Origin of the sequence: Acinetobacter sp. 5862, assembly GCF_024494585.1 — a bacterium.
Classification (GTDB): domain Bacteria; phylum Pseudomonadota; class Gammaproteobacteria; order Pseudomonadales; family Moraxellaceae; genus Acinetobacter.
The window spans coordinates 14,255-36,410 of record NZ_JANHGP010000056.1 but is presented as its reverse complement, the minus strand read 5'-3'; the positions used below and the strand labels follow the sequence as shown (position 1 = coordinate 36,410).

18 protein-coding genes and 1 pseudogene are annotated in these 22,156 nt (G+C 40.8%); 10 read left to right on the top strand and 9 right to left on the bottom strand.

The features are described from left to right. Positions 1–138: 138 nt before the first annotated feature. Positions 139–3,039: a valine--tRNA ligase gene (locus NO346_RS11315; RefSeq protein ID WP_256415213.1), complete on the bottom strand. Its 2,901-nt coding sequence runs from the start codon at positions 3,037–3,039 to the stop codon at positions 139–141. 404 nt (positions 3,040–3,443) lie between these two features. Here NO346_RS11315 and NO346_RS11310 point away from each other — a divergent pair, with 404 nt between their 5' ends. Further along, positions 3,444–4,106 carry a hypothetical protein gene (locus NO346_RS11310; RefSeq protein ID WP_087546559.1) on the top strand — a complete coding sequence of 221 codons (663 nt, stop codon included), beginning with the start codon at positions 3,444–3,446 and terminating at the stop codon, positions 4,104–4,106. A gap of 18 nt (positions 4,107–4,124) precedes the next feature. Continuing rightward, on the top strand, positions 4,125–4,931 hold the full coding sequence (locus NO346_RS11305; protein ID WP_256415212.1) for an SDR family NAD(P)-dependent oxidoreductase: 807 nt from the start codon (positions 4,125–4,127) through the stop codon (positions 4,929–4,931). 19 nt (positions 4,932–4,950) lie between these two features. On the opposite strand, the gene NO346_RS11300 is transcribed toward NO346_RS11305, so the two are convergent. The 8 genes from NO346_RS11300 to sdsA form a co-directional block, all read right to left on the bottom strand. Next, positions 4,951–5,388, bottom strand: coding sequence for a YbjQ family protein (locus tag NO346_RS11300; protein WP_256415211.1), 438 nt, complete (start codon positions 5,386–5,388; stop codon positions 4,951–4,953). 8 nt (positions 5,389–5,396) lie between these two features. After that, positions 5,397–5,747 carry a YbjQ family protein gene (locus NO346_RS11295; protein WP_004908457.1) on the bottom strand — a complete coding sequence of 117 codons (351 nt, stop codon included), beginning with the start codon at positions 5,745–5,747 and terminating at the stop codon, positions 5,397–5,399. 108 nt (positions 5,748–5,855) lie between these two features. Beyond that, the gene (adeK, locus tag NO346_RS11290) at positions 5,856–7,316 is read right to left on the bottom strand and encodes a multidrug efflux RND transporter AdeIJK outer membrane channel subunit AdeK (protein ID WP_004963657.1); all 1,461 of its coding nucleotides are present in this window, start codon (positions 7,314–7,316) and stop codon (positions 5,856–5,858) included. Positions 7,317–7,321: 5 nt separating this feature from the next. Next, positions 7,322–10,495, bottom strand: coding sequence for a multidrug efflux RND transporter permease subunit AdeJ (gene adeJ, locus NO346_RS11285; RefSeq protein WP_075696744.1), 3,174 nt, complete (start codon positions 10,493–10,495; stop codon positions 7,322–7,324). A gap of 12 nt (positions 10,496–10,507) precedes the next feature. Beyond that, the gene (locus NO346_RS11280; RefSeq protein ID WP_087546562.1) at positions 10,508–11,758 is read right to left on the bottom strand and encodes an efflux RND transporter periplasmic adaptor subunit; all 1,251 of its coding nucleotides are present in this window, start codon (positions 11,756–11,758) and stop codon (positions 10,508–10,510) included. Continuing rightward, positions 11,745–12,395 carry a phosphatase PAP2 family protein gene (locus tag NO346_RS11275; protein WP_178882426.1) on the bottom strand — a complete coding sequence of 217 codons (651 nt, stop codon included), beginning with the start codon at positions 12,393–12,395 and terminating at the stop codon, positions 11,745–11,747. Before NO346_RS11275 ends, NO346_RS11280 begins: the two co-directional genes overlap by 14 nt. 152 nt (positions 12,396–12,547) lie before the next feature. After that, positions 12,548–14,602 carry a site-specific recombinase gene (locus tag NO346_RS11270; protein ID WP_004908444.1) on the bottom strand — a complete coding sequence of 685 codons (2,055 nt, stop codon included), beginning with the start codon at positions 14,600–14,602 and terminating at the stop codon, positions 12,548–12,550. A gap of 14 nt (positions 14,603–14,616) precedes the next feature. Continuing rightward, entirely contained in the window at positions 14,617–15,594 is a 978-nt protein-coding gene (sdsA, locus tag NO346_RS11265) for an All-trans-nonaprenyl-diphosphate synthase (protein ID WP_256415210.1), read from the bottom strand. Positions 15,595–16,043: 449 nt separating this feature from the next. Between sdsA and rplU the strand changes: the two genes are divergently transcribed. The 8 genes and pseudogenes from rplU to NO346_RS11225 form a co-directional block, all read left to right on the top strand. Further along, positions 16,044–16,355, top strand: coding sequence for a 50S ribosomal protein L21 (gene rplU, locus NO346_RS11260; RefSeq protein ID WP_004664501.1), 312 nt, complete (start codon positions 16,044–16,046; stop codon positions 16,353–16,355). Between the two features lie 17 nt (positions 16,356–16,372). Then, positions 16,373–16,627: a 50S ribosomal protein L27 gene (gene rpmA / locus NO346_RS11255; RefSeq protein WP_004640422.1), complete on the top strand. Its 255-nt coding sequence runs from the start codon at positions 16,373–16,375 to the stop codon at positions 16,625–16,627. 198 nt (positions 16,628–16,825) lie between these two features. Further along, positions 16,826–17,524, top strand: coding sequence for an outer membrane lipoprotein chaperone LolA (lolA, locus tag NO346_RS11250; RefSeq protein ID WP_087546565.1), 699 nt, complete (start codon positions 16,826–16,828; stop codon positions 17,522–17,524). A 120-nt stretch (positions 17,525–17,644) separates the two neighbouring features. Further along, on the top strand, positions 17,645–18,409 hold the full coding sequence (locus NO346_RS11245) for an RsiV family protein (RefSeq protein ID WP_256415209.1): 765 nt from the start codon (positions 17,645–17,647) through the stop codon (positions 18,407–18,409). A gap of 117 nt (positions 18,410–18,526) precedes the next feature. Further along, positions 18,527–19,798: a serine--tRNA ligase gene (gene serS, locus NO346_RS11240; RefSeq protein WP_087536960.1), complete on the top strand. Its 1,272-nt coding sequence runs from the start codon at positions 18,527–18,529 to the stop codon at positions 19,796–19,798. Positions 19,799–19,864: 66 nt separating this feature from the next. Beyond that, complete coding sequence (gene cysG, locus NO346_RS11235) at positions 19,865–21,238, top strand: siroheme synthase CysG (RefSeq protein WP_087543306.1); 1,374 nt, start codon at positions 19,865–19,867, stop codon at positions 21,236–21,238. A 79-nt stretch (positions 21,239–21,317) separates the two neighbouring features. Beyond that, entirely contained in the window at positions 21,318–21,788 is a 471-nt protein-coding gene (locus tag NO346_RS11230) for a tRNA (cytidine(34)-2'-O)-methyltransferase (protein ID WP_256415208.1), read from the top strand. A 41-nt stretch (positions 21,789–21,829) separates the two neighbouring features. Continuing rightward, positions 21,830–22,156, top strand: a pseudogene (locus NO346_RS11225) (NADPH-dependent FMN reductase); the annotation flags it as partial.

Genomic DNA, 22,156 nt, shown 5'->3' with positions numbered 1-22,156 from the left:
GTTTAATTCGTCTGATCACAGATACTTTATAAAGCATTTTAATACTTTTTTGAATCTGTCAATGCGTAAGTCCTATTATATTTATAGGATGAAAAAAAGCCACCCTAGGATGGCTTTTTAGACTAAAGTAACAACACCTTAAAGCGCAGCAATCTGATCCATATTCGCTTTAATCTTCGCTAACTGATCAGCAAACTCAGCTAATTTCGCTTTTTCACCCTCAACGACAGCCGCAGGTGCTTTCGCCACAAAACCTTCATTACCAAGCTTAGTCGCAATTTGGTCATGCTGCTTTTGTACTTTGTCTAAGTCTTTTTGTAGGCGACCAAGTTCCGCTTTCGGGTCAATTAAACCTTTCATTGGAACAAATACAGACACGTGACCCACAACAGATGAAGATGACAATGGTGGTTGCTCAGCATCAGCCAAGAAAGTAATGCTTTCTACTTTTGCTAGAGCTTTAAACAACGCTTCAATACGTGTGATCTGTGCTTTTTCAGCTTCCGTTGTGTTTTGAAGCAACACTGGTAATAAACGTGCATTACCTAAGCCCATTTCACCACGGATGTTACGCACCGCACCAATCAAACCTTGTAACCACTGCATGTCCGCTTCAGCTTGCTCATTAATTTTCTCTTGAGCAGGCACAGGGTATGCCGCAGTCATAATGGTTTTGCCTTCAATACCCAGCATTGGCGCAAGCGTTTGCCAAATTTCTTCAGTCAAGTACGGCATAATTGGGTGGGCTAAACGTAAAGACGCTTCCATCACCGCCAATAACACACGACGAACTTCTGCTTTGCGTTCTTCCGACACTTCAGCATCGTTCAATACTGGCTTGGTCAATTCTACATACCAGTCGCAGTATTCATTCCAAATGAAGTCATAAATCGCTTGTGCAGCCAAGTCTAAACGATAAGTTGCAAAGGCTTGTTGAACCGCAGCTTCCGCTTTTTGTAGACGGCTGATAATCCACTGTTCAGGTAACTCCCAAAGATCAGGGCGAGCAGTTTGACCAACGGTTTGACCTTCAACATTCATCAATACGAAACGGGTTGCGTTCCAGATTTTGTTACAGAAGTTACGGTAACCCTCAACACGCTTCATGTCGAATTTTATGTCGCGACCCGTGTTCGCGAGTGCACAGAATGTGAAACGAACGGCGTCTGTACCGTAAGCTTGAATGCCTTCTGGGAATTCTTTACGGGTTGATTTTTCAATCTTCGCCGCTTGTTTCGGGTTCATCAAACCTGTGGTACGTTTTTGTACCAAAGTTTCAAGGTCTACACCGTCAATCAAGTCTAACGGATCAAGTACATTACCTTTCGACTTAGACATCTTCTGACCTTCGCCATCACGTACTAAACCGTGTACATAGACAGTTTTGAACGGAACTTGCGGCGTGCCATCTTCATTCTTCATGAAGTGCATGGTCATCATGATCATGCGCGCCACCCAGAAGAAGATAATGTCAAAACCTGTTACTAACACATCAGTCGGGTGGAAGGTATTGAGGAAATAGTTTTCTGCATCTTTCTTGGCATCGCCCGTCCAATCTAAAGTCGAGAAAGTCCACAGCGCAGAAGAGAACCATGTATCCAATACGTCTTCATCTTGGCTGAGTGCAACATCAGCAGGGATGTTGTTGTTGGCACGAACTTCCGCTTCGTTACGACCGACAAAGACATTGCCTTGTGCATCGTACCAAGCTGGAATACGGTGACCCCACCAAAGCTGACGTGAAATACACCAGTCTTGAATGTTGTTCATCCATGCCATGTACATGTTGCTGTACTGCTCAGGAACGAACTTGATGCGACCATCTTTCACTGCTTCAATTGCAGGCTCAGCCAATGGTGCAATTTTTACATACCATTGGTCAGTCAATAATGGCTCAACAATCACACCTGAACGGTCACCGCGTGGTGGCTTCAAGGTGTATGGTTGAATTTGATCTAACCAGCCTTCCGCTTCGGCTTGTTCAACCAATTTCTTACGTGCCGCAAAACGCTCTAAACCAATGTAGTCTGCTGGTGCAGCGATGGTTTTAGAAATTTGCTCGCCTGCTTTGGCGATGTATTCAAACTCAGCCAATACTTCTGCATTTTTGTTAAAGATGTTGATGATCGGCAATTCACAACGCTTACCGACTTCATAGTCATTGAAGTCATGTGCAGGCGTAATTTTTACACAGCCTGTGCCAAATTCTTTATCGACATATTCATCTTTAACAATTGGAACTGCGCGACCTGTAATTGGCAGGATAATGTTCTGCCCAACAAGGTGTGAATAGCGTTCATCATCCAGTGCAACTGCAACCGCAGTATCACCCAATAAAGTTTCAGGACGCGTGGTTGCGACAACGATGTGATCTTTACCATCGTGCGTGCGTAGGTTTTTATCTTCAAAGAAATATTTGAAATGCCACAGTGAACCTGCTTCTTCTTTATCTGACTCAACTTCAAGGTCAGAGAGCGCAGTTTGTAGTTTTGGATCCCAGTTTACGAGGCGTTTACCGCGATAGATCAAGCCATCTTCATGAAGTTTTACGAAAACTTCTTTGACTGCATTGGATAAACCTTCATCCATGGTGAAGCGTTCACGTGACCAGTCAACAGAAGAGCCTAAACGGCGAATTTGACGAGTAATCGTACCACCAGATTGTTCTTTCCATTCCCAAATCTTTTCAATGAACTTTTCACGACCTAAGTCATGACGGCTGATGTTTTGTGCGCCAAGCTGACGTTCTACGACCATTTGTGTTGCAATACCTGCATGGTCAGTACCTGGTTGCCACAAGGTATTTTTACCTGACATACGGTTGTAGCGGGTCAAGGCATCCATGATGGCATTGTTAAAACCATGACCCATGTGCAAGCTGCCCGTGACGTTTGGTGGTGGAATCATGATACAGAATGATTCACCTTGACCTGAGGGTTTGAAATAACCTTGTTGTTCCCAGATTTGATACCATTTCTTTTCGATCTCGGTTGGATCGTAAGTAGTTGCAATATTTTGAGCAGATTGAGCGTCAGTCATAGTACAGAAGATTAAAATTGAATAAAAAATTAGATCTATTGTAGCAAAAAAATGATGAATATTTTCATCAAAAAAAGTCGATGAAAACAGTTGGTTTTTTTCTTGAAAAAGTTAGATTTATGTGTGTTACATCACGCAATTAAAAATGTTTAAGCATAAAACAACGATATAAAAATATTAAAACTTAAAAAAGGACGGTTACGATGAGTTATTCAATTCTATTAAAAATTAATGAAGCAACACACGGTCAACCATTTTTGGCATTTATGCATGTTGATCGTGAATAGAATGTGGTAAATTCAGCATTTGAAAAGCCAAAAATGAAAGAAAAACAGAATCTAAGGATGAATAAGGGCTTATTGAATAAGCCCTTATTTTATGGAATCTAGAATAGGGTGATTAGAATGAATACTGCTGTTTTTTTAAATATTCATGCCGATACATACGCGCGATTTGCTCATATCCGTACGCAGCTCTTACAGGGTAGTAAAGAAAGCCAAGCAAATGCATTGGGGGCAGTTTTATCTGAAATTGCATGTGAAGTGATAGAACAAGTTTTTATGGTGCTATTGCAAGACAATCAACATCATTCACTCACAGGTGAATCTGAAAAAGTGATTCAGCAGATTTTAGAAGCAATCCGAAAATATATGCCATGGTCAGTGTCATTCTTTGGGAATGATCGTCTAGTTCCATTGGTTGAAGATTTATCTAAAACAATTCGAGTTGAAGATGAGTCGGTATATATGACTTATCCGATTGAGCAAGAGTTGACTCAACAGGTTAAAGCTTCGAGTCAAAAATTAGCTGAAGGGGAAAGTCGGGAAATTGCCAATTCACTGAAGTTGCTCACAGAAGTGATTGATGTAGGTGTCAATCATTTAATTCGTGAGCCGAAAAAGAGCCTAAAATTTAATTTTGTAGTCGATAAAACCTTAAATGGCGTCATTAATATGACCACACATTTAGGGTATAAGCGTTTAGAAAAATTAGGTACTCAACTTGATCAACAAGCTGCGGCAACTTATGTAGATCACTTTCTTAAATTTATGCGTCACCCTGCATAAATAAAGGAGATATATGACATGGCGAAACTTAAAAGTCTTGAAAATAAAGTCGTATGGATTACAGGTGCATCTTCGGGCTTAGGTAAAGCTTTGGCACGAGAGTGCGCTTTACAAGGTGCTCAAGTTGTACTGACTTCACGTCGTTATGATGAGTTGGAATCGGTTCGAGTGGGTTTACTTAAGCCTGAACAGCATCTTTCAATCGCTGCTGATATTACCGATGAAGCTCAAGTCCGCCATGCACATGAACAAGTTCTCGTAACCAAAGGACGTATTGATTGGCTGATTAATAATGCAGGCTTGAGTCAGCGTGCGTTGATTGAAGAAACGAGTATGCACACTGAACGTGCCATCATGGAAGTGGATTATTTCTCCCAAGTGTTCTTTACCAAAACCGTATTACCCACTTTGCGCAAACAAAAATCAGGTCGGGTGGTGTTTATTTCGAGTGTGGCGGGTCTTTTGGGAACCCAATATCGCGCGACTTATTCTGCGGCTAAGGCTGCAATTCACATGTGGGCCAATAGCTTACGTGCGGAAGTCGCCAAAGAGGGAATAGCAGTTTCAGTGGTTTTTCCTGGTTTTGTTAAAACCAATGTTTCATTTAATGCTTTAAATGGTGAGGGCAAACCACAAGGGCATCAAGATGAAGCCATTGAAAATGGTTTGGATGCCGATGTATTCGCCCAGCGTGTGGTTGAGGCTTTGATGGCAGGTGAGGAATATGTGGTTGTCGGTGGGAAGAAAGAGCAACTGGGTGTATTGGTGTCCCGTTTGTCACCAAGCCTGTTGTATAAAATGATTCGTAAAACCAAGGTGAAGTAAAAGGAGCTTTTGCTCCCTTTTACTCATTTAAAATAGCCGTGCCATAGGCAAACACTTCAACCATACCACCTTGCATACCTAATTCTGTGGTGCTGAGACGAACTCCCATAATATGATTTGCGCCTATTCGATCTGCTTCTTGCTTGAGGCGGAGCATGGCTTCACGACGTGCACGTTCAACCACACTTTCATAACTGGTCAGGCGACCGCCGAAAAAGTTTTGAATATTGGCAAGTATGTATTTAAAGTAATCATGTGAAATGACGACATTGCTACTTACCAGTTGTCCATTTGATTGAGTTTCAACGAATCGATTGCTATCAATACGAATATGAGCAAATTGTTTTTCTTTTTCATCTAATTCACGAAGATGTTTTTGTTCGATATGACGACCGAATCCCCAACCTACAGTGAACAGAATTAAGAAAAGAACGATTTGTAAAATTAATCCACTCATAGACATGCCTAAGCGCTAAATGGATCAGGAAGTTTTGGTGTGATCGGCTGGACGACGACAGCTGTTCCATAGACAAAGAGTTCAGATGCACCTTGAGCGATATTTGAGGTCGAGAAACGAATACCGACGATAGCATTGGCACCTAAAGCACGTGCTTTATCGATCATACGTTGTGTCGCTTCTTGGCGAGATTCTTCAAGCAACTCTGTATAGCCTGTAAGTTCACCACCAACAATGTTTTTTAATCCTGCCATAAGATCTCGTCCAACGTGTTTACTGCGTACCGTACTGCCGTAAACGACATCTAGCTGACGTAAAATCTCGTGACCAGGAACTGATTCTAAACTGCTTAATAACATAGCGTTTTTCTAAGTCTTTAATATTTCAGTATTGAAGATAAGAAATATTCCGCACGCATGCAATAAAAAAGCTCACCGAAGTGAGCTTTTTTTTGACAAAGTTTTTTATTATTGAGCGCTATTTTTTTCAGCGCTAGATGGTTGGCGTGCAATCGTCTCAGTTGAAGACGCTTTAAGTCCACCACCTAAGGTTTTATAAAGCTCAACCTGATTATTTAAATCAGCTTGTTGCAATAATAATAAGCCTTGTTCTGCTGAATATGCTGAACGCTGAGCATCTAACACCGTTAAGTAGCTATCAATACCAGCACGGAAACGAGCATTAGATAGTTTATAAGTGGTGTTAGTGGCATCAACTAAGCGGCGTTGAGCACTCAAACGATCACCAATATTGGCACGAGTTGCTAAAGCATCATTCACTTCACGGAATGCAGATTGAACTGACTTTTCATAATTTGAAAGGGCAATCTTCTGATCTGTTTCAGAAATTTTGACATTCGCACGACGTGTACCCCAATCAAAGATTGGCATATCGATGCTCGGACCAATTGACCAAAGTGCGTTGCCAGATTTAAACAAATCACTTAAATCTGTTGATGCATAACCTGCTGAACCCGTCAAACTAATCGTTGGGAATAGTCGTGCTTTCGCAGCACCTATATTTGCACCCGCAGCACTGAGTTGATACTCAGCCACTTTGACGTCAGGACGATTATTCAACAAGTCACTTGGTAAGCCTGCTGTCAACACATTCTTTTGTGTGATACGAGCAACTTGTTGTTTTGGTAACAGGTTTTCAGGAACTGGTTGACCGACCAATAAATTCAACAAGTTTTGAGCTTGTGCAATCTGGGTTTTGTAGTTAGCTACATCGTTACGTGCAGTTTCAACTGAAATCTGAGCCTGACGCACAGGAATTTCACTATCAATTCCGACATCGAAACGCTTTTTGTTCAAGTTAAATGACTCTTGCTGTGCTTTGAGCGTTTGCTCTGCAAGTTTGAGTTGTGCACTGGCGAATGAATAATTCAACCATGCTTGTGTCACTTGTCCAATTAAGCTGATCTGAGTTGCATCACGCGAACTTTGTGTCGCAAGATAACTATCTAAAGCAGCGTCTTTCAAACTACGAACTCGACCCCAGAAATCTAACTCATAAGCCGTTAAACCTAAACCAACTTGGTAAGTCGAGTAGGGGTTGTTAGGATCACGAGATGGCGTGACTTGGCGAACCGCACTACCACTTGCCCCAATCGTTGGTAATTGGTTGTTTTCTGAAATTTGGTACTGCTGTTGGGCTTTTTGAATATTCAACGCCGCTGTACGCAAGTCACGGTTATTGGCAAGTGACATATCAATCACTTGTAATAAACGAGGGTCAGCAAAGAAGTCTTTGTAGCCTTGTTCTGCGATAGAAGTTCCAGAAGCATTACTATATGACGCAAAGCTTTCAGGAATCGCTGTGTTCACAACAGGCTCTGGCCCACGCATGCTTTGGCAGGCAGCCAAAGACAGCGCGAGTGCAGAGATTGCAATGCCACGACTGGAAATAGACCAAACAGTTTGCATCACGATCAATGCTCCTGAGTATTTAAAGTTTTAGGTTTGTACTTAAAGATACTACGAATCCACACGAAGAATACAGGGATGAAGAAGATACCTAAAAGTGTTGAAGAAATTACGCCACCCAGTACACCATAACCAACAGAATGTTGACTACCTGCACCCGCACCACTTGCAAGGGCTAATGGTAAAACACCAAATCCGAATGCAAGTGTAGTCATGATAATCGGACGTAAACGCATTTTTGCAGCATGTAATGTTGCTTCAAATAACTCTTCGCCTTTTTCTTGCAGCTCTTTTGCAAACTCTACGATCAAGATCGCATTTTTTGCAGAAAGACCAATCACGGCTACGATTGCGACTTGGAAATAAATGTTAAAGGATAAGTTTGGATCACCTTTAATCACCATTCCTAACCATGTCATCGTGAAAGCACCAATAATACCTAGTGGTACAACTAACAATACCGAAATTGGAATCGCCCAGCTTTCATACAATGCTGAAAGACACAGGAACACGATCAATAATGAAAGAATGAGTAATGGAACTGTTTGGTTACCAGAATCACGCTCTTCCAAAGATAAGCCTGTCCATTCATAGTCGAAACCTTGTAAGCCCATCGATGGTAACTTACCAATGATTTCTTCCATTGCTAACATCGCGTCACCTGAGCTGACACCTGGTGCAGGAGAACCTTGAATGTTCACAGAAGATACGCCGTTGTAACGTTCTAAACGTGGTGAACCATACGTCCATTCACCTTTAGCAAAAGCTGAGAATGGAACCATTTCACCTTTGTTATTGCGTACATACCATTTGTTTAGGTCTTCAGGCATCATGCGAGTATCGGCTTCACCTTGAACATAAACTTTTTTCACACGACCACGATCAACGAAGTCATTGATATAAGAACCACCCCAAGCCATGCTCATGGTGCTGTTAATATCACTAATACTCACACCCATTGCACCAGCTTGCGCTTGGTCAACTGTGATTTTGTACTGAGGAGTATCCTCTTGACCATTCGGACGTACACCTGCAAGACGTTTGTCTTGTGATGCCATACCTAAAATAGCGTTACGAGCAGCGATCAGTTTTTCATGACCTTGACCACTTACATCTTTCAACTGAATATCAAAACCAGACGATACGCCCAATTCAGGCATTGCAGGAAGCTGTAATGGCATGATGTAAGATGCATCTTTTACGATCATGTTCAATGCCATACCACGTTGAATGATGGCACCAATTTGTGATTCAGGTGTTGTACGTTCGCTCCAGTCTTTCAATTTGATAAAAGCAAGACCAGCATTTTGACCAACCCCTGTAAATGAGAAGCCAGACACAGTAAAGATCGACTCTACATGCTCTTTTTCCTTATTTAAGAAGTAATCAGTCATAGTGGTGATGACTTTATCTGTTCTTTCAAGACTTGCACTCGGTGGTAATTGAACAAGTGTCATAACTACACCTTGGTCTTCTTCAGGTAAGAAAGACGAAGGCAACATCTTGTATAAACCAACTAAAGCAGCAATAACAACGATATAAATGACTCCAGAGAACAACTTATGATGGGTCATACGGTTGACACCACCTTGATATTTCTCTGAAAGTTTCTCGAACCCACTATTAAAACCACGGAAGAAACGTGCAAAGATACTGTTGCTTTGTTCTTTGTTTGGATCGTGTTGTTTTAATAACGTTGCACAAAGGGCAGGGGTAAACGTTAACGCAACGATCAAAGATAAAATCATTGCCGTTACTAAAGTGATAGAGAATTGACGGTAAATTACACCAGTTGTACCACCAAAAAATGCCATTGGTACGAATACCGCCGTTAATACACTAGTGATACCAATCAAAGCACCAGAAATTTGACCCATCGACTTTTCAGTAGCAGGTACAGGTTCAAGGTGTTCTTCTTGCATCACACGTTCGACGTTCTCGACGACTACAATCGCATCATCGACCAACAGACCAATCGCAAGTACCATCGCAAACATGGTGAGCGTGTTGATTGAGAAGCCGAAAATATTGATTACCGCAAAAGTTCCCAATACAACTACAGGGACTGCGAGTGTCGGAATGATCGTCGCACGCCAGTTCTGTAAGAACAGGAACATGACGATAAATACAAGAACAACAGCTTCAATCAGTGTGTGTACTACACTTTCAATCGAAAGCTTAATGAATGGTGTCGTATCGTAAGCAAGTTTATCTTTTAAACCACTTGGATAGTTCACACGTAATTCTGATAAACGTTTTTCAACTGCAGCAGCTGTATCTAGCGCATTTGCACCCGTCGCAAGTTTAATCGCGACACCACCTGCAGGATTACCATTGAACTTAGAGTCAAACTGATAGTTGTCAGAACCTAACTCAACGCGTGCAACATCACTTAAACGCACTTGTGCGCCATCAGCAGCATTTTTTAGGAAAATGTTTTTAAACTGCTCTGGAGTCTGCAACATACTTTGTGCATTTACCGTCGCATTTAAAACTTGTCCCTGAACTGCTGGGGCACCACCTAATTGACCTACCGCAACTTGAGCATTTTGTGAACGTATAGCTGCTGCAACATCTGAAGGTGTGAGATTAAAACTAGTAAGTTTTGCTGGATCTAACCAAATACGCATTGCATATGAACCACCAAATACTTGGAGTTCACCTACACCTGCCACACGACTCAGTGGCTCAGAAATATTTGAGTTCACATAATCTTTAATGTCAGAAGCAGAAAGGCTGTTATCTGGCGAATAAAATGCAATAACTTGCAAGAAGCTTGCACCAGACTTCGTCACTTTTACACCTTGACGTTGTACGTCAGCAGGTAACAGTGCTGTTGCTGATTGCAGTTTGTTTTGAACTTGTACTTGGGCGATATCAGGATCAATGCCTTGTTCGAAGTTTAAGTTGATCGATGCTTGACCATTACCCGCACTGTTTGAAGAGATATAACGCAAACCATCCAAACCATTCATTTGCTGTTCAATGATTTGAGTAACCGTATTCTCAACAGTCTGAGCTGAAGCACCTGGATATGTTGCAGAAATTGTCACCGTGGGCGGTGCAATTGTTGGGTATTGCGCAACTGGCATTTTGGTGAGGGTGAGAATACCCGCCAGCATAATCACCAACGCAATCACCCATGCAAAAATTGGGCGATGGATAAAAAATTGAGCCATGCAATCTACCCCTTAAGCTTGTGAAGTAGCTTTTTGTTCAGTTTTTGAAGAGTCAGCTTGTTTTTGTTCATTTGCTTTAGGGGCAGCATTTTGACCTTGTGATGCTTGAGGTTGGTAAGGCTTAGCCTTAACTTCTTGACCTTCTTTTACCTTTGCAACACCATCCACAATAACTTTATCACCCGCTTTTAAACCATCGGTAATAATCCAGTCTTGACCTTGAACCCCTGCTGTCGTCACTGGTCGAGTCTCTACAGCACCTTTCGCATTTACGACCATAGCAATTGCTTGTCCTGTAGGTAAGCGAGTTACAGCTGCTTGTGGAATCAGATATGCATTAGGTAGAACTGCTTGAGAAATTTTTGCAGTTGCGTACATACCAGGTAATAACAAGTGATTTGGATTTGGGAAAACGGCACGTAAAGTGACTGATCCTGTTTCAGGGTTAACACTCGCACCAGAGAATGCGAGTTGTCCTTCGATAGGATAATCTGAACCATCTTCAAGTGTGAGTTTGACGCGCGTATTATTACTACTATCTAAACTACCTTTACTCAACTGCTGACGTAAACGGAGCATTTCAGCACTTGATTGATTGATATCTACATAGATTGGATCAAGTTGTTGGATTGTCACCAACGGATCTGCTTGGTTTGCAGTAACTAAAGCACCAGAAGTTACCGAAGAACGACTAGATTGCCCTGAGATAGGTGCGCGAACAGTTGAATAACCTAAAGTAATTTCAGCATTTTTCAATGCTGCCTGAGCTGCAGCTACATCAGCTTCAGCCAATTTTACTTGAGCATTAATATCATCATATTCTTGTTTAGAAACGGCGTTAGTACCAACCAATTGGCGATAACGATTTTCTTTCACACGCAATGCATTTAAATTAGCTTGCTGACGCAATAAAGCTGCACGAGCATTGTCAGCAGTTGCACGGTTGGTATTAGCATCTATTTGATAAAGCGCTTGACCTGCTTCGACATAACTGCCTTCAGCAAATAAACGCTTTAAAATAACGCCACCCGTTTGTGGACGAACTTCTGATATTTGATACGCAGAAGTGCGCCCAGAAAGTTCAACATTTTGTTCAACGCTTTGTGGTTGAGCAACGATAACACCAACTTCTGGAGGCGGCATTTTTTGAGCAGCAGCAGCTTGCTGTTCATCTTTAGGATCTTTGCTACAACCAACAAGCGCAATGCTTGTTGCTAATGCGCAAGCAGTGAGGGCAGGTGCCCAAAGCTTAGCCGACATCATTGTTCCACCTCAATTTAGATTTTTTATCTAAAAACAAATTGTTGCTGAAATTGCTTTGATACAGCCAAAACCAAAGCAACGAAGTCAAAATCAACCCAATACCCCAACCAGCCAATACATCAGTTGGGTAATGAACCCCTGCATAAACTCTAGATATCCCCATGATTATTAACCATAAAACAGATACTAAAACGATACTGGAACGATATTTGTGCTGTTGTGATAGCAACAGAACTATACTCGATAGGGTTGCAGCATACAGGCTATGGGCACTTGGGAAGGATGCTCCATAACTTTGAACTAAATGATAAAACGCCAACGGTCTTGGTCGATCAATGCCCCATTTCAGAAGCCAACCAATTACAATGCTACCGATCACGCTCAGGGCGACAAATATGACCTTTTTATAGTTTTTCTTTCGAATTTGATGGATACAAAAAAACGACGTCAAAACCAGTAAAAAGGGCATGCCTCCTAGGCGAGAAAACAGAACGGCTACGTGGTTAAACGCAAACGAACGGTGTTCAAATAGCATTTGAACACCTCTAAGGTCTAAATTTGATATGCTTGGAGAAAACAGCCCCATCACACCGATTATCAAAAAAATGCAACCAATACAAAGCAGTAGGTACGGCATGCGAACCTCATTATTTGCTTAACCATTGTTCAGGGTTATATAATGTTTGAAAGTGTACTTGTGAGTACACTTTTGGTCAAGTCTTGAAATTTTATGATAATTTCATTTTCAGATTTTCTCAAGGTTCAGTAAAAAAACATAACAAAAATTGATTAATGTCTCACTTTTTGTTCACTTGATGCATCATCATCTACTTCGATTGGTTGCTTTGGTGGCCAAAAGAAATCACTTGGTCGTGTTAAGAAGTGGGTGAGTACCAATTTTGCCAATGGTTTCCATTGTGCGAAACGTACGCGACGAGCGCGTAAAGCAACAATAATAGTCAAAGTAAAGCTAACAAATAGGTTGGTTAAACCAATGAGCATGACACCAAGGAACGATACAAGGATTAGACCAATATCAGGTGATCCACTAATAGTCATTAAGCCTTGTATAAAATTTGCAGATGCAAAGGCAATGTGACGAATATCTAGTGGTAAGCCTAGAATAAAACCAATCGTCCCCATACTTCCAAGCATGATACCGAACAAGAAGTTACCAGCTAAAGCACCTAAGTTGGTTTCGATATAATTAGCAAACTTATCCAGTCTTTCTTGTCCCATTAAACGTTTCAAACGAAGATGCTGTTTTAAACGAGGACCTACCTTTCGATATACGGCTAGGTTATCGAAATATCCTGCAAGTAAACCTGATAAAAATAAGCACACACCAGCAATTGCTGCATGTGGAACGGCCAAAGAAGTGAATGGATTTAAGGAGTGCAGTGTTTTACTTGCTTTAACAGGTGAAAGCAAAGGTTCATGTAAGTTGTATTGCCATAAGAAAGTAATAAGTGCAGCTACTGGAATCGCAATCGAGATATTGCCGAGGATAGCCACAAATTGAGTACGAATAATATTGATAATTAAAGCTGCGAGTTCAGCAATTTGTGCGGTTTTACTACCTTTTTGATGTTGCACTGTTGCTGCGAGAGCAGCAGCTGTCATTGCTGGTTGTTTAGTTGCAACGGTGAAATGCAGCACATGAATCAGCATAAAACCCAACGCATAGTTCATGCTATATAGAAATGCATGTCCAAATGGAGCCAAGACCAAACGCGCTGTCAGTATTTTTAAGGTTGCCATGGTCGCAATAATTGCACCTGCACCCGCAGCAGCCTTATACATTCCCCAAAAGCCAGCTTTGTCAGTACTTACATAATGTTCGCCTGTCTTACTTGCATTCTCAGTAACCTGTAACGCAATTAACTCACTGGTAGAACTCAGTAAGTGACGCACACTTTTTTCATCATAATTCGCTTGAGTTAGATCTGTGATTAACTCACCCAATGATCGGTATCGAATTTCATTTTTGCTGACCAATAAACTAAGCAATAATTCAATTCGATCAAGCGCTTGTTCCAAAAGCGAGAGTAAATAAGTCAAACTGATACTTACACCAATACGCTTGGTTGCTCTGCGGATTTTGAGTACAACTTCGCGACATTGATCCAGCATAACAAATGCTTGTGATGCATCAGGAGGCGGGAGAACTACAATGCTATCTTGATCTTCGATCTGTTTTTTATACTTCTCAATAAATTCTACAATTTCTCGGTTTTGAACCAGAAAAGGAGATTCGTATTCAATAATGTCAGGTAAGGCATTAATAAACTCAGGATATAAGCCAATGCCACTGATTCGATATGAAAGAACAGTAATCGCTTTTATTAATTCATTTTTAGAATAGAGTTTTTCTTTACTATTGCTATGACTTTCACTGATTAGGCTAAATAAACGAATCCAATCTTGTGTATCAATTAAAGCTAACCAATCGCTATCAGTTTCTTGGTGAAAAACTTTACCCACTAATGTTCTGAGTTGCTGACCATCTTCAATTAAAGGAAGAAAATGAGCGCCTAATCGTTGGCTTAACTGGTTCCAAAAGCCATCCAAAGAGAGAATCCCACTGTCGGCATACAAGCTAATTTGTTTATATTGGCTAATCAGACGTAATAAAAAGTTTTGAAGCAAAATGGAGGATGCAGGAGTGAGTAATAAAATCCTAACCAATGCATCAATACGTGATTTTACTTCATTGGCATCGTTAGGATCAGCTGGTCGTATACGATTGACCAGTTCAATAATTAGGTTTTCGTCAAGAGCAGCTTGAGGGAGTTCAAGCTGTTCCTGCATTTTTAAAAATAAATCAGATAAATTTAAATGCATAGGCAATTAGAACATCATTGGAGTCGGTGTAAGGCCATTAAGGTCAAATTGATCAGTGCTTGTCGATATTCATTATCAGGTAAGGCTTTTAAAGCCTCTAATGCGCCATCCGTTTCTTGTTGGGCGCGCTTTTGGCAATATTCGATTGCGCCCGAGTTATGCACGATTTGAATAACTTTATCTAGGTGCTCGATACCACCTGTGGCGATACTACGACGGATAATCTCGTGTTCTTCACCCGTTGAACGTACTAATGCTGAAATTAACGGTAAAGTGGGTTTGCCTTCCATTAAATCATCACCAATATTTTTACCTAATGTTTCAGCATCCGACGTGTAGTCTAAAATATCGTCAATAATTTGAAAGGCATTGCCAAAGTGTCCAGCAAAGCGGCGCAGGGGTTCACGGTATTGTTCTGTACCCGCCAAAATCGCCGCGCCTTCGGTGGCGAGTTCAAATAAGCGTGAGGTTTTACCGTGAATAATTTTTAAATAAGTGGTTTCGGTGGTATCGGGTTGGTGCTGCGCTTGTAGTTGTAAGACTTCGCCTTCGGCAATTTCACAAGTACCCGATGAAAAATCTTTCAACAAGGTCATGTTGTTTAAATCGACCAATAAATCGAAGGAACGGGCAATCAGGAAATCACCGACCAAAACGGCCGTTTGATTGTTCCAAGTGGCATTTGCAGTTGGGCGACCACGACGTAAATTCGATTCATCGACAACATCATCATGCACCAAAGTGGCGGTATGTAACATTTCGATAATTGCCGCTAAATGCTGCGCCTGTTGCATATTGGCAACCCCACAGGCACGTGCCGCAAGCAAGCACATAATCGGGCGCATACGTTTGCCGCCTGCTTCAACAACATGTTTACTCACCGACATAACAAGACCAACTTTAGAACTTATACCTTCATTGATCAGGTGATCCATCGCAGCAAAATCTGTCGCAACAGGGGAGAGAATGTCTTGCTTGAAATCGATAACCATATGAAGGAAAACCTCGTATAGGTGGATAATGTTGCCAAGTGTATCAATTAATTTATTGCTAAACAGTTATACAAGTCATGTAATCTGTGATTTACAACAAGACGGTGAGTTTTTTGGTCTTAATTTAGCCAAATAACGGCAATTCTCTATAAACCGATATCACTCTACTTATGACTTGATAAAAACACAGTTTGTTATTGTCGCAATTTGTTTTTCAAAATGTATTTCAAATTTTGATCAGAATCAATCAAAACAAGCCGACATCAATCTAATTGATTTCATTAAAAAATCCAAGCAACTTATCAATATCTCTGCATTTGTGCAAAATGACTTGTTGTTTGATCAATTTTCACTTAAAATTTGTCCCCTTGTATAACCCCAGTGGCGTTCGTTTTAAGCTCGGTATATCCCTTTATCGACACGACGACACGGGCATGTTGGAGTACATTATGTACGCAGTAATCCAAAGCGGTGGTAAACAGCACCGTGTTGTTGAGGGTGAAACCCTTAAAGTAGAATTGTTGAAAGCAGAAACTGGTTCAACTATTACGTTTGATGACGTATTAATGGTTGTTAACGGTGACAGCATTCAAATCGGTGCTCCAGTAGTAGCTGGCGCAAAAGTAACTGCAGAAGTAGTTGGCCATGGTCGTCACGACAAAATCCGCATCATCAAAATGCGTCGTCGTAAACACTACCGTAAGCAACAAGGTCACCGTCAATGGTTTACCGAGTTGAAAATTACTGGTATCGCAGGCTAACTCAGGAGTAAATAGACATGGCAACTAAAAAAGCCGGTGGATCGACGAAGAACGGTCGTGATTCGAATCCTAAGATGTTAGGTGTTAAAGTTTACGGTGGTCAAACTGTAACTGCTGGTAACATCATCGTTCGTCAACGTGGTACAGAATTCCACGCTGGTGCAAATGTTGGTATGGGTCGTGACCATACTTTATTTGCTACTGCTGACGGCGTAGTAAAATTTGAAGTGAAAGGTCAATTTGGCCGTCGCTATGTAACTGTTGAAGCTTAAGCTTTAATAGTTCAGAAAAACCCGCTTTTAGCGGGTTTTTTTATATTTACAATTTCTACATAAAGGCTGTAACTTCATACATAATGCAGACCTTTGCGACACGAAATACACAAAACCAATGCTTTTCTTCATTTTTTAAATGATCAAAAACAGTAAGATGTCGTCATAACAGTAAAAATCTGATAGAAGGTTCATTTTATGAATTTCGTAAAAAAAATCGCTTATGCAACAACTTTAAGTGTAGCTACACTTGCTCCTGTTGTGAGTAGTCAGGTATTTGCTGCACCTGTGGCTGCATCGACTCAGCAGGCGACGAATAGTTTGGTTCAACAACTCTCTGGCTTACAAAGATTCACAGCAGATTTTGAACAAAGTACCAAAGTAGCTGCGAGTAATAAAGCAGTTCAGAAAAAAGGTTTAACTGCACAACATATGAACCAGACTTTTAAAGGTTCAATGAAAGTTGAACGACCTGGAAAGTTTTATTGGGAAACCACAAGTCCTGCTAAACAAACGATTGTGACTACAGGTAAAGTCGTCTGGATTTATGATCCTGATCTTCAACAGGCAGTACGTCAAAGTTTGGATGATCAAATTGCGAATACCCCAGCGCTTTTACTGTCAGGGAATACCAAACAGATTATGCAATCTTATCGCGTAACGCAGCCTGATCGTAGTAAGCTTTATTATACTTTGTATCCAAAACAAGAGGATGGAGCATTTCAAAGTTTAACGATTAGTTTTGGTGCAAATAAGGCACCTAACTTGATGGTCTTACAAGATTCTTTAGGTCAAACAACGAATGTTCGATTTACTAATGTAAAAGTTAATCCAACTATTCCTGCATCAGTATTTAATTTCACGCCACCGAAAGGTACGGATATTATTGATCAGTAATATTCTAAATACTCAAAGAGCTGCAATTACTGTTGCTCTTTGAGGTGAAATGTAGATACATTTCTTAATTTCATCTATAGGCAAGGCTTTGTATAGTGAAGAAAAACATCAGAGACTTGCATGACGATGAACTTTACACAATTATCAAAAAATATTCCGCTTCTTCCTATCCTGACAGTTATTGCATTAACAGGTTGCCAACCTAAAAAAGATACAACTAATGAAAAGGACAAAGTAGATATTCCACTCATTCAAGCGAAAGTTATTGCAGTCAAAATACCCAAACAAAAAGTCTGTTTAGAAGATGGTTGTACCAAGTATGATTTACAAAATGTTGAAACCAATCAAAAATGGATTGATGAATATTTTCTTAATCGTATGAAAAAAGCAGAGCCGAATGCCTTTGCCAATATCGCCGACCAGAAAGTCAAGCTGCCAGCCGATGAGCCATCACTCAGTGAAAGTAGTACCTATGTACGTTTTGTAGGGCAAAATTATAATTTGGCGACTTTCGCAATTCAGACTTATTCATATTCAGCTGGTGCTGCGCATGGTATGTCACATCAAGAATTTGTGAATTTTGATTTGTCGAATAAGAAACATATTACTGTAAGTGAATTAATTAAACCTGACATGAACCAAAAACTTCGTGATGAGTTATATGCTGCTAATCAAAACTGGTTAGATGATCACCAAATTAAGAAAGATCAATTGCAAGTCAGTGATAATTTTTATTATGGAGTCAATGGGATCGTGTTCGTCTATCCATTGTATGAGTTGGCCTCTTATGCAGAAGGGATGAGCGAATTAACTTTACCGTATTATTCAGCCAAAAAATTTATCAAGTCTGAATATTTACCAAGCTTACCGAAAGAGCCAAATTAGTTGTTAGTCAGCATCTAAACATTGTTTATAGATGCTGATAGTTTATTGCCAATCGCTGTATTTTTTTAGGTTAAAGCCTTACACTATAGCCAGTTTTTTCTCTATTCATGATTGATTATGATCGACCCAAAATTACTCAGAAATAATATTGAAGCAGTGAATGCTGCTTTAGCAAAACGTGGTATTCAGCTTAATGTACAAGAATGGGCGGATTTAGAAGCACGCCGTAAAGAATTGCAGTCCAAAGCTGAAAACTTGCAGGCAGAGCGTAATGCGGGCGCAAAACAAGTTGGTCAAATCAAAAAATCGGGTGGTGATGCATCTGAAATTATGGCACGTATGGCTGCCATTGGCGATGAAATCAAAGCTGCTGAAGTTGCGCTTGCTGAGTTGCAAACTGAACTAGAGCAAAAATCACTGGCGATTCCTAACTTACCTGATGAATCTGTTCCAGAAGGTAAAGATGAAAGCGATAATGTTGAAATCTTAAAGTGGGGCACACCACGCCAATTTGATTTTGAGATCAAAGATCATACTGATCTTGGTGAGTGGATGGGTGGGCTTGAGTTTGAAACAGCAACCAAATTAACAGGTTCACGTTTTAGCGTACTCAAAGGTCCTTTGGCACGTCTACAACGCGCTTTGACGCAGTTTATGTTAGATACGCATACGCTCAAAAATGGTTATACCGAAGCTTATGTACCCTATTTAGTTAATGCAGATAGTTTACGTGGTACAGGTCAGCTACCTAAATTTGAAGAAGACTTATTCAAGTTGCAAGGTGAAAAAGAATATTACCTGATCCCGACCGCAGAAGTGCCAGTAACAAACTTTGTGCGTGACGAAATCTTAGATGCAGATCGTTTACCACTTAAATACGCAGCACATACACCATGTTTCCGTAGCGAAGCAGGTTCTTATGGTCGTGATACCCGTGGTTTGATCCGTCAACATCAATTCGATAAGGTCGAAATGGTGCAAATTTCAAAACCAGAGCACTCAATGCAGGCGCTTGAAGAACTAACTGCACATGCAGAGGGCATTTTGCAGGCATTAGGCTTACCATATCGTAAAATTTTGCTCTGTGGTGGTGATATGGGTTTTGGTGCAACCAAAACTTATGACTTAGAAGTATGGGTGCCAAGCCAAAATACCTATCGTGAAATCTCAAGTTGCTCAAACATGGGCGATTTCCAAGCACGACGAATGAAAGCACGCTACCGCGTAGATCAGAAGAAGATCGAATTGGTGCATACGTTGAATGGTTCAGGTTTAGCTGTAGGTCGTACTTTGCTTGCAGTGATGGAAAATTATCAACGTGCGGATGGTTCGATTGAGATTCCTGAAGTTTTACGTCCATATATGGGCGGTATTAGTTATATCGACTAAAATGCATCGAATTTGTGCATAGTTTTTGCTTTAGCTCAATCAGATCTAAAAATATAGAGGCGTATCGTGGAAATTTTCCCAATCTCTTTAAAGTTGCAGCAGCAACGTTGCCTGATTGTGGGTGGTGGGCATATTGCCTACCGCAAAGCAAACTTGTTAGTCAAAGCTGGTGCGATTATTGATGTGATTGCACCAGAGATTGAGCCTGATTTGCAAGAATTAGTTGAGAAGTCACTGGGTCAATATATCCAAGCCCCTTTTTCTGTAAATATTTTAGCAACGCCTTATCGCCTAGTGATTGCAGCGACAGATCAGCCTGATGTGAATAAAGCTGTCTTTGAGCAATGTGAGATACGTAATCTTCTCGTCAATAGCGTGGATGATATTCCAAATTGTCGTTTTATGGTGCCTGCAATTATTGATCGGTCACCACTCGTTATTTCTGTGGCTTCAAATGGAGCTTCGCCTGTTTTATCACGTCAAATTCGTACACAGTTAGAAAGTTCTATTCCACATGGTATGGGTAAATTAGCTGAGTTTTCTGGTCAATGGCGTAAACAGGTGAAAGAAAAAATTGCCAATTCAGATGAGCGTCGTATTTTTTGGGAAAACTTATACGCAAGTCCACTAAAAGAGCAAGTCTTTAATGACAATCTTGAGGTGGCAAATAATTTAATTGAACAAGCCTTAACAGAATGGACTGCACCGAAAGGTGAAGTCTATTTAGTGGGTGCGGGTCCTGGTGATCCAGAGTTGCTGACTTTAAAAGCATTACGCTTGATGCAACAAGCTGATGTGGTGATTTATGATCGTTTGGTCTCTGCACCAATCTTAGAATTGTGCCGCCGTGATGCTGAAAAGATTTATGTCGGTAAAGCACGTTCTAATCATTCAGTCCCGCAAGATGGTATTAATGCTTTGTTGGTTGAATATGCACAAAAGGGTAAGCGTGTTTGCCGCTTAAAAGGTGGTGATCCATTTATTTTTGGGCGTGGTGGTGAAGAGATTCAAGAATTAGTTGAAGCTGATGTTACATTTCAAGTTGTGCCGGGTATTACAGCGGCTTCAGGGTGTTCTGCTTATGCAGGTATTCCACTCACGCATCGTGATTACGCACAAAGCGTACGTTTTTTAACAGGACACCTTAAAGAGGGATCACCAGAACTTCCTTGGAATGAGCTAGTGTATGAAAACCAAACTCTGGTGTTGTACATGGGCTTGGTTGGTTTAGAACGCATTTGTGAGCAACTGATTGCTCACGGCCAGCGTCCAAATATGCCAGTTGCACTTATTTCCAAAGGTACCACGCCAGATCAAAATGTGGTGGTTGGAACTTTAGCGGATATAGCGACCAAAGTATCTGAGCATCATATCGTAGCACCGACTTTAACCATTATTGGTGAAGTAGTTAGTCTGCGTGAACAGTTAAAATGGCAATAAAATTTCCTTTATGGCGTTGTCGTCATTCCAGATCTATTGAATAAATAGATCTGGAGAATTTGAATAGTAGAGAAAATTTGTGATTCATGTTGTCCTATACGAACCAGAAATACCTGCAAACACAGGTAATATTATTCGTTTGTGTGCCAATACAGGTGCTCAATTGCATTTAGTGAGACCTTTAGGTTTTGAACTAGACGATAAGAAATTGAAGCGAGCAGGTTTGGATTACCACGAATGGGCAAGAATGCAAATTTGGGACAATATCGAACTTTGTCTTGCCGATTTAAAAACCAAAGGTGTTGAGCATGTTTTTCCATTGACCACCAAAGGTTCTGCCACACCCCATACAGTGGATTTAAATCGTCCAGTTGCTTTGTTAATGGGGCCTGAAACTCGTGGTTTACCTGAACAAGTGCGTTTAATGTTCCCACAAGAGCAATGGATTCGTCTGCCAATGGCTGAAAATTCAAGAAGTTTGAACCTCTCTAACGCAACCGCCGTGATTGTCTATGAAGCGTGGAGACAACAGGGTTTTAAACAACTTTAATTTCTTTGGTTAGAGATCACCATACGGGCTTGCAACAACTAAGGTTATGGTTCACACGTGGTTGGCAAGATAAAGTTTTTGCAGGATTTACAAACAGTGCGAGTTTAAATGGTGATAAACAAGTGACGTTGATTCAATTACAAACCTTAGCTTCTCAGCATGGTGGTATTTGGGTGAGTTTAGGTTTACTTCCAGCCAATACCAAAGCCGCAAAACGCGAAGATGTGAATAATTTAGGCGGTTCTGTTGGCTTACTGGTTCAATCACCTTCTGATGCGAGTGTAGATCAGATTCCAACAGGGGACTTAGAAACAGCGAAGTTGTATGCGGAACGTGTTAAATCAATTGTTGAAAAACTGCATAGCTAA